General features: G+C 59.8%; 8 protein-coding genes and 1 pseudogene. 1 reads left to right on the top strand and 8 read right to left on the bottom strand.

The features are described 5' to 3' along the window. Positions 1–89 precede the first annotated feature (89 nt). The 8 genes and pseudogenes from AC1D34_RS32510 to AC1D34_RS32475 all read right to left on the bottom strand — a co-directional run bounded on the left by AC1D34_RS32510 (position 90) and on the right by AC1D34_RS32475 (position 5,279). Positions 90–1,370 carry a Y-family DNA polymerase gene (locus AC1D34_RS32510; protein WP_476826463.1) on the bottom strand — a complete coding sequence of 427 codons (1,281 nt, stop codon included), beginning with the start codon at positions 1,368–1,370 and terminating at the stop codon, positions 90–92. Further along, entirely contained in the window at positions 1,367–1,783 is a 417-nt protein-coding gene (locus AC1D34_RS32505; protein ID WP_476826462.1) for a LexA family protein, read from the bottom strand. The genes AC1D34_RS32510 and AC1D34_RS32505 overlap by 4 nt, the downstream gene beginning before the upstream one ends. Positions 1,784–2,198: 415 nt before the next feature. Continuing rightward, entirely contained in the window at positions 2,199–2,417 is a 219-nt protein-coding gene (locus AC1D34_RS32500; protein ID WP_476826461.1) for a hypothetical protein, read from the bottom strand. Positions 2,418–2,491: 74 nt separating this feature from the next. Beyond that, positions 2,492–2,917: a DUF1236 domain-containing protein gene (locus tag AC1D34_RS32495; RefSeq protein WP_441508370.1), complete on the bottom strand. Its 426-nt coding sequence runs from the start codon at positions 2,915–2,917 to the stop codon at positions 2,492–2,494. A gap of 194 nt (positions 2,918–3,111) precedes the next feature. Then, positions 3,112–3,594, bottom strand: a pseudogene (locus tag AC1D34_RS32490) (transposase); the annotation flags it as partial. 812 nt (positions 3,595–4,406) lie between these two features. Then, positions 4,407–4,547, bottom strand: coding sequence for a cupin domain-containing protein (locus AC1D34_RS32485; protein ID WP_441508549.1), 141 nt, complete (start codon positions 4,545–4,547; stop codon positions 4,407–4,409). A gap of 53 nt (positions 4,548–4,600) precedes the next feature. Next, entirely contained in the window at positions 4,601–4,798 is a 198-nt protein-coding gene (locus AC1D34_RS32480) for a hypothetical protein (RefSeq protein WP_441508550.1), read from the bottom strand. 163 nt (positions 4,799–4,961) lie between these two features. After that, on the bottom strand, positions 4,962–5,279 hold the full coding sequence (locus tag AC1D34_RS32475; protein ID WP_476826460.1) for a hypothetical protein: 318 nt from the start codon (positions 5,277–5,279) through the stop codon (positions 4,962–4,964). A 459-nt stretch (positions 5,280–5,738) separates the two neighbouring features. On the opposite strand from AC1D34_RS32475, the gene AC1D34_RS32470 reads away from it, so the two are divergent. Beyond that, a partial coding sequence (locus AC1D34_RS32470; protein WP_476826459.1) for an AraC-like ligand-binding domain-containing protein occupies positions 5,739–6,523 on the top strand: 785 nt, incomplete at its 3' end.

The following is a 6,523-nucleotide window of genomic DNA, read 5'->3' as shown; positions in this document are numbered from 1 at the left end:
GTCCCCACACCAGCTCTCGATCCTGCGCAGGCGTTCCGGCGCGGCAACAGGGTCCAATATCAATTCGACCTGATGGATGAAGCCTGGCATCACGCTCTCCCTACGACCGGCACCTCTTCGAGCCGCGTCGTATAACGCGGCGAACGCATATCGAATTTCGTGACCCACGCCTTCTGCTGGCGAGCGATACCGGCCGCCGCGGGAAACACAGCGCCACGACCGAGCTTCTTGTTGCACGCGTCCAAGGCTTCCATCAGGCGGCCACTCTTCTCGCGATCGAGCGCGCCGATCAGGGCTCGCGGCGACATCTCCAATGCCACCAGGTCAACCGTCATCAACCCCGCCTTGGCGTAGCGGTAACCCGGCTTCCAGATCTGCCGAGCTCCCCACTTGGCGGCGCGGACCAGGACGAGGGTGTSATTGCTCGCCTCGGGGAAGTCGACCGTGGTCGAGACCGAACGGGACGGGCCGTTGTCGAACGGAGAGGTGTGGAAGAATACCGTGACGTGATCCGTCGCCAATCCATGATGCCGGAGCTTCTCGCCGAGACGGGTGGCATGGGCAGCAATGGCTTCCTGCATCACCTCGAGGCTTTCGACCCGGCCGGAGAACGATCTCGTAACCGCGCAGCCCTTTCGAGTGGGAGCGACGCTCTCCAGATTGATGCAGGGCTGGCCCCGGAGTTCCTCGATGATCCGTTCGCCGACGACAGTCAGCGTCTGGCGAGCGAGCTTGGGATCGAGAGCAGCGACATCGGCGGCCGTCTTGCAGCCAAAGGCACCAAGCTTCGTCTGGCTGGCACGGCCAATACCCCAGATGTCCTCCAGCGCCATCAGCGGCAGCCAATCCCGGAGCGCCTCATCGTTCGTCAGGTCGCAGACGCCGCCGAGTTGGGGCGTGGTTTTCGCGATCTTGTTTGCGAGCTTTGCAATGGTCTTCGTCGGCCCGATGCCGACGCAGGTGGGGACGCCGGTCCATTTCGATACCGTGGATCGCAGGTCGCGGCCGAGTTCCTCGCGATGCTCAGGCGCAACTGGGGTCAGGTCGAGGAAGCTCTCGTCGATCGAATAAATCTCGATGTCCGGGGAGAACCGTTCATAGATGGTGTTCATCCGGCGGCTCATATCGCCATACAGCGAGTAGTTCGACGAGAAGACGACGACGCCCTCGCGCTTGCACAGCTCGCGGATCTGGAACATCGGCGCGCCCATCTTGATCCCCAGCGCCTTCGCCTCGGCCGTCCTGGCGACCGCGCAGCCGTCGTTGTTCGACAGCACAATCACCGGCCGGCGGCGAAGTTTCGGATCGAACACACGTTCGCAGGAGCAGTAGAAGCTGTTGCCGTCTATCAGGGCGAACGACTGCGTCATCGCCGGAAGCGCCGCACCGCATTGGTGACCACGCCGAAGATGTCGATTTCTGCGTCTGGGCCGGGATCGTAGTCGGGGTAGCGCCGGTTGCCGAATGCCAAACTTGAGCGGCCGCCCGCGATCCTGAAAACCTTGACGCTCCGCTCGCCGTTGACGTCCACCACGACGGCGTCACCGTCACGCGGGACCAGGCTGCGATCAACTGTGATCAGGCTGCCGTCGAAGATCCCAACGTCGATCGCGCTGTCACCAGCGACGGTCATTATGTAGGTCGCAGGGGCGTTCTTGATCAGCGCTCGCGAAAGGTCGATCGGCGTGTCGAGGTAGTCGTCGGCTGGCGAAGGAAAGCCCGCGCGCACGGCCTTCAGGTAGACCGGCAGAAAGATGGGCGGTCCGAGGAYAGCGGGGGACATGTGCATCGAAATGCGCTCCGTTCATTAGAACGGAACAAGAACATCAAGAATGCGGCCTGTGTCAATGAGGTGAGTTTGTAAAGCCGTAGCCACGTCCATGGTCCCAATGCCGCGATCCGTGCCAACCCTTGTGACCCTTGTATCCGTGGCCCCCCTTTTGATTTGCTCAACGTGGTCAGGCGTCCCTAGGGTCGTCAGACCTGCTAAGGGGCGGCTTGTGAAATCGATGGCATCACGGAGCAGAAACTCAGCATGGCCGCTGCAACGAAGACTAACTTTCGCATCGGTTCCTCCTCATGACCAAGCAGCGGGCTTTGGAAAGCACCAACACACCCGCTGCATGGCAGCGCCAGGCGTCAGTCGCAGATGCGCATCCGGCGCTCGACAAGCTCGCCGTAGCGATTGACCCGACGCTTTATGACGATGCGGCAATCGTCATCGTCGTCGTCGAGAACAGCGGGACCTCGGAGCCACGCCGTTCCCCAGCAGGGCGGTAGCCACGGGGCTCGTGATAGCGCGGACCATCATAGCCCGGCCGGTCGATACCGAACTCGAGCTGGACCTGCGCTTGCGCCGGAGCGCTGAAGGCGGCGGTAGCCGCCACAGCAGCGGCGATCAGGATTGCCCGTAACATGGCGTTGTCTCCTTGGTTGATCAGGGTGAACCCGATCGAAAGGAGCCCACCCTGTCAGGGTGGGCTCCCGTTGATCACTCGATGATCTGCACGATCTTGCGAGTCTTCGGCTCGACCAGGACGGTCTGGCCGTTAATCACGGTGTAGCGATATTCGGTCTTGCCATAGCGAGCCGGAACCTCTCGATAGGTCACCGTGTCGGGTAACGTGGCGCCGACGATAACCTTTTCGCGGTATGCCACCGACGGCACCTTCTGCTCCGTGACATAGGTGCGGAATTCGGTACGCTGGTCGGCCGCAATGCCGCCCACAATAGCGCCCGCCGCAGCGCCGCCGACGGCACCCACGGCTGCTCCCACAGGTCCGCCGACGATCGCGCCGCCGACAGCCCCTGTGGCCGCGCCACTCGCGGCTCCACCGGCTGCGCCCGAGTTCGACTGTGCAAAAGCAGTCGCAGGAACGACGGCGAGCGCGGCGACCAAAACAAGATTCTTGATCATGGTTCTTCTCCCTTGATGGCCCCCGCCGCAAATCTAAACGGCTGGCTTGATCGCTTGTTCCATGAATAACCGTTCATAATCAGGGAACTAGCGTGTAGCTGGGTATGTAGACTTGCTTAGGGTTGCGCCGCCGCCGCGTTGCTTCTCGTTGTGCGAGCGGATACTGGGCCTGCGGAACCTTAGTTCGGCTGCGACTTGTAGGCCGTGAAGTTCTTGTCGCGGCTGTTCACCGCCTTGAACTTGCTGCCGTCAATCGCAACCAGGGCGCTCCCGAACAGACCGATCTGACGGCACAGCACCACGAACTGCGCGCAAGCGGCCTGGATGGCCGGGCCATTGTCCTTCCGGAAGTCGGCGATCGTCTTGTGGTCAGGCGCCAGTCGGCCGGTCAGCCACATCAGCTCGACATTGCGCTGAGCCTCGCGCTCCAAGCGGCGGCTGGACTGGACCTTGTTCAGGTAGCCGTAGATGTAGAGCTTCAGCAGCGTCGCCGGGTGGTAGGCTGGCCGCCCCGTCGCCGCCGGTGTCACGCCCTCGAAGTCCAGCGCCCTCAGGTCCAGTTCATCGACGAAGACGTCGACCACCCGCACCGGGTTCTCATCGGCCACATAGTCGTCAAGACAATCAGGAAGCAGCGTCGGCTGGCGCCGGTCAGAACCTTGGACGAAGCGGCTCAAATCCCACCTCCCGACTGCAACGTCAGGAGTCTAACTCAACAGCGCGTTTTCACACAGCCTCGACCCATTTGAGACGTTTGCGGCAGAGCGCCAGACGGGGGAATTGGCTCGTTGCTGATCCTCGCGGCGTCCGCTTTCAGGCATCCTGATTGGGGCGCTCGCCCACAAACCCTATATGCCGGATACGATCGTCAAGATGCTTCCAGCGCGATCGCACGCGCGCACGAACCCGAACCATTTCGTTCATCCTGCGTTCCCATTCGGACGGCTCTTATCGCCAGGAGCATACAGGGAGCATCCCAATGCGTCGGTTTTTACTCGCTACTATTCTCTTTGGTGCGGCAGCCACGATGGCCACCGCCGCGCCACAAACGTTGCCCGCGTCCGGAGCACTGGACAAGCTGCCCGCGGAATACACTCGCCATAACCGCGATCATCGGATGGCAGAGATTGAGTACCACCAACAACGGCATCGCTATTACCGGCGCGATTACGACAATGGCTATGGGTACGGTCGGCGGCATGGTGGCCCACCGCCGTGGGCACCCGCTCACGGCTACCGGCGCCATTACTCCGAGCGGTGGTAAAGAATAAAGAGGATGGGCGCCGGGCGGGCTTCCAGCCTTGCCAGGTGTTCAACCCGCCGCGGATCGAGCACGCTACGCCACCCCGGCACAATCATCTGCGGACACGAACGTATTTTGCCGCGGCGGGGACGTGGTCCGCTTTCCTGGCCTTCCAACTCCACACGCATCGAGTTGCTTGCGTAGTGCCCTCGCCGGATCTTCCGTCGGCGTGCCGCTTTCTGCCTTCTAACGGACCGGCTCCAGGAACGGCGTATCCGGCTCGCTGACGTAGAAGATCACCAATTCCAAGGTCTCGCTGCCCCGATTGTAGCCGGTCATCTTGACGTTCGGCGGCTCAACCAGCGACTCGCCGGACTTCACCGTCACTGCCGTGCGCCCTTGCATTTCCAGTGTGAAGGCGCCTTCGATGACATGGACCGTTACCGGGAAACGGTGCTTAAAGGTGTCCTGTCTCCCGGCTTGATCATGGCGGTCATCACCCTGATTTCCTGCTGAGAACCGGTCGGCATTCCCGAAACCACGGTCTTGAGCACGAGTTCGGGGCGCGACAACCGCTCTGTCTGGGCAGCTACCGGCAGTGAGGCGAGGACACACGCCGCAATCGGCAGGCAACGCATGGTCGTCTCCATGGACGGTTGCAGTTGAATAAGAGGCTGAGTGGGGCCCGCTGCTCCGGGGGATGGAGCCGCAACTGGGACATTTTAGTGCCTCAACAACTGTTGGCCCAGGAGGCGAGTTTTCGCGAAGATGCTGCTTGCGCTGCGACGTTGCCCTTCGAGTTCAATCAAAACCTTCGACTTCATCGGCTWCGTCATCAGACAACAGTTTCGTGAGCAGGACATAGCGATTCAGGGAGGCCATGCTGATATCGCGCAGGCATCTCTCCTTAAGTTTGAAAGCTTCTGCTCGGACGACTGCGCGCAGTTCTGGTGAATGGATATGGAACTGTTCGCTTTCCCCCAGCATGCGGTGAAGTGTGCGGTCCCATGGGATGCATGTTTTGGACTGAAATGTTTTCGGCGCAACAGCGTCGACGGCCACTGCGTTTATACACGATGTGAAGAGTGCGCCCGCAACCATCGCGATACGAATTCGCATGAGACGCTACCTCACAAGGTGATCTGGCTTTGCTTGTATGCAAGGCCGTAGATCTGGATCAATCGCAAGATGTTTATTGGCAGCAATATCATGTGAAGTATGTAAATTGGAGGTAAACTATTTATTATGCCGTATAAAATAAACATAGAGTTTGCTATTATTGCTGAAATTCTCATTTTTCTTATGTTTGTGCTGTAGAAAGCAAAGATTGTTGCGAAAGCAGCAACGTATCCTGTTGCGCTTATGTCTTGAATTGCGGAATCAATATTTAAGATACCTACCATTGGCATGCAACCGCACTGCTGGAGCAATGACACTTCATGATCCGCAAAGTGTCACGGTTTGGAGGTGCTGAACGCTAAATTCGTGTTGCGCTGCAATTTTCGTTGCGAAATCTGTATCGACACTGCGTATTGTGTTTCGTGTGYTGAGATAAAGGTTGCAGAGCGAGGGATGTAGATGGCCACGCCGGCAATTGATATCGAACGCTTGGCGATGTTCGACCTCGTCAGGGCGAGAGATCCGGGTGACATCAGCGGGAAGACACAGGTCATGGAACGCGGCGTTCAGTCCAGCCGCGTCTTCACGTATCAACTGCGGGATCGCACGTTATGGCGAACGCGGTTCAACCGGCCAATTTTCACGTTGGCGACGCGCTGCTCGGGTTCAATCCTGGCAAGCTACGCTGACAGCAGCTTCGCAACGGACGTTTCTGTCGATGGCGACGATGGCGAGCTCTATTGTTTCACGTCGATACTAAGCGGCCATACGACCTTGGGGCAAACGGGGCACAGGACGATGGTCGGCCACGGTTGCGGCCTCGCCTGGAGGCCTGGGCCGGGGACGACGCTGTCCGTGAGCGACAGCAACGCGCGAACAAACGTCTTCTTCAAAGTGAGCGAGATGGAAGGCGCACTCRAACACATGCTCGACGAGCATCTACGCCAGCCGCTTCGTTTCGAACCAACGCTTGACTGGAACACTGGGCTCGCGGCGAGCCTCAAGTGTCAGCTCGACTTCGTCATAGAGGAGTTTCAGCGAGCGGATGGCATCTTCGCGAATGCTGTTGGGCTCGCATCCCTAACCGATTTGCTCATCTCGCTCGCGCTCCGTGGCGCGCCGCATAATCACAGTGGGCGGCTTGCGATTACCACTACGAGCGCAGTCCCGGCATATATCCGGCGAGCGGAAGAATTTATGCGTGCCCATGGCGCAGAGCCGATCCGCATGGAGCATGTTGCGGC

The sequence above is a fragment of the Allobosea sp. P1_A7 genome (genome assembly GCF_056406775.1).
The sequence above is the reverse complement of the archived record's forward strand: the minus strand, read 5'-3'. Positions and strand labels throughout refer to the sequence as shown.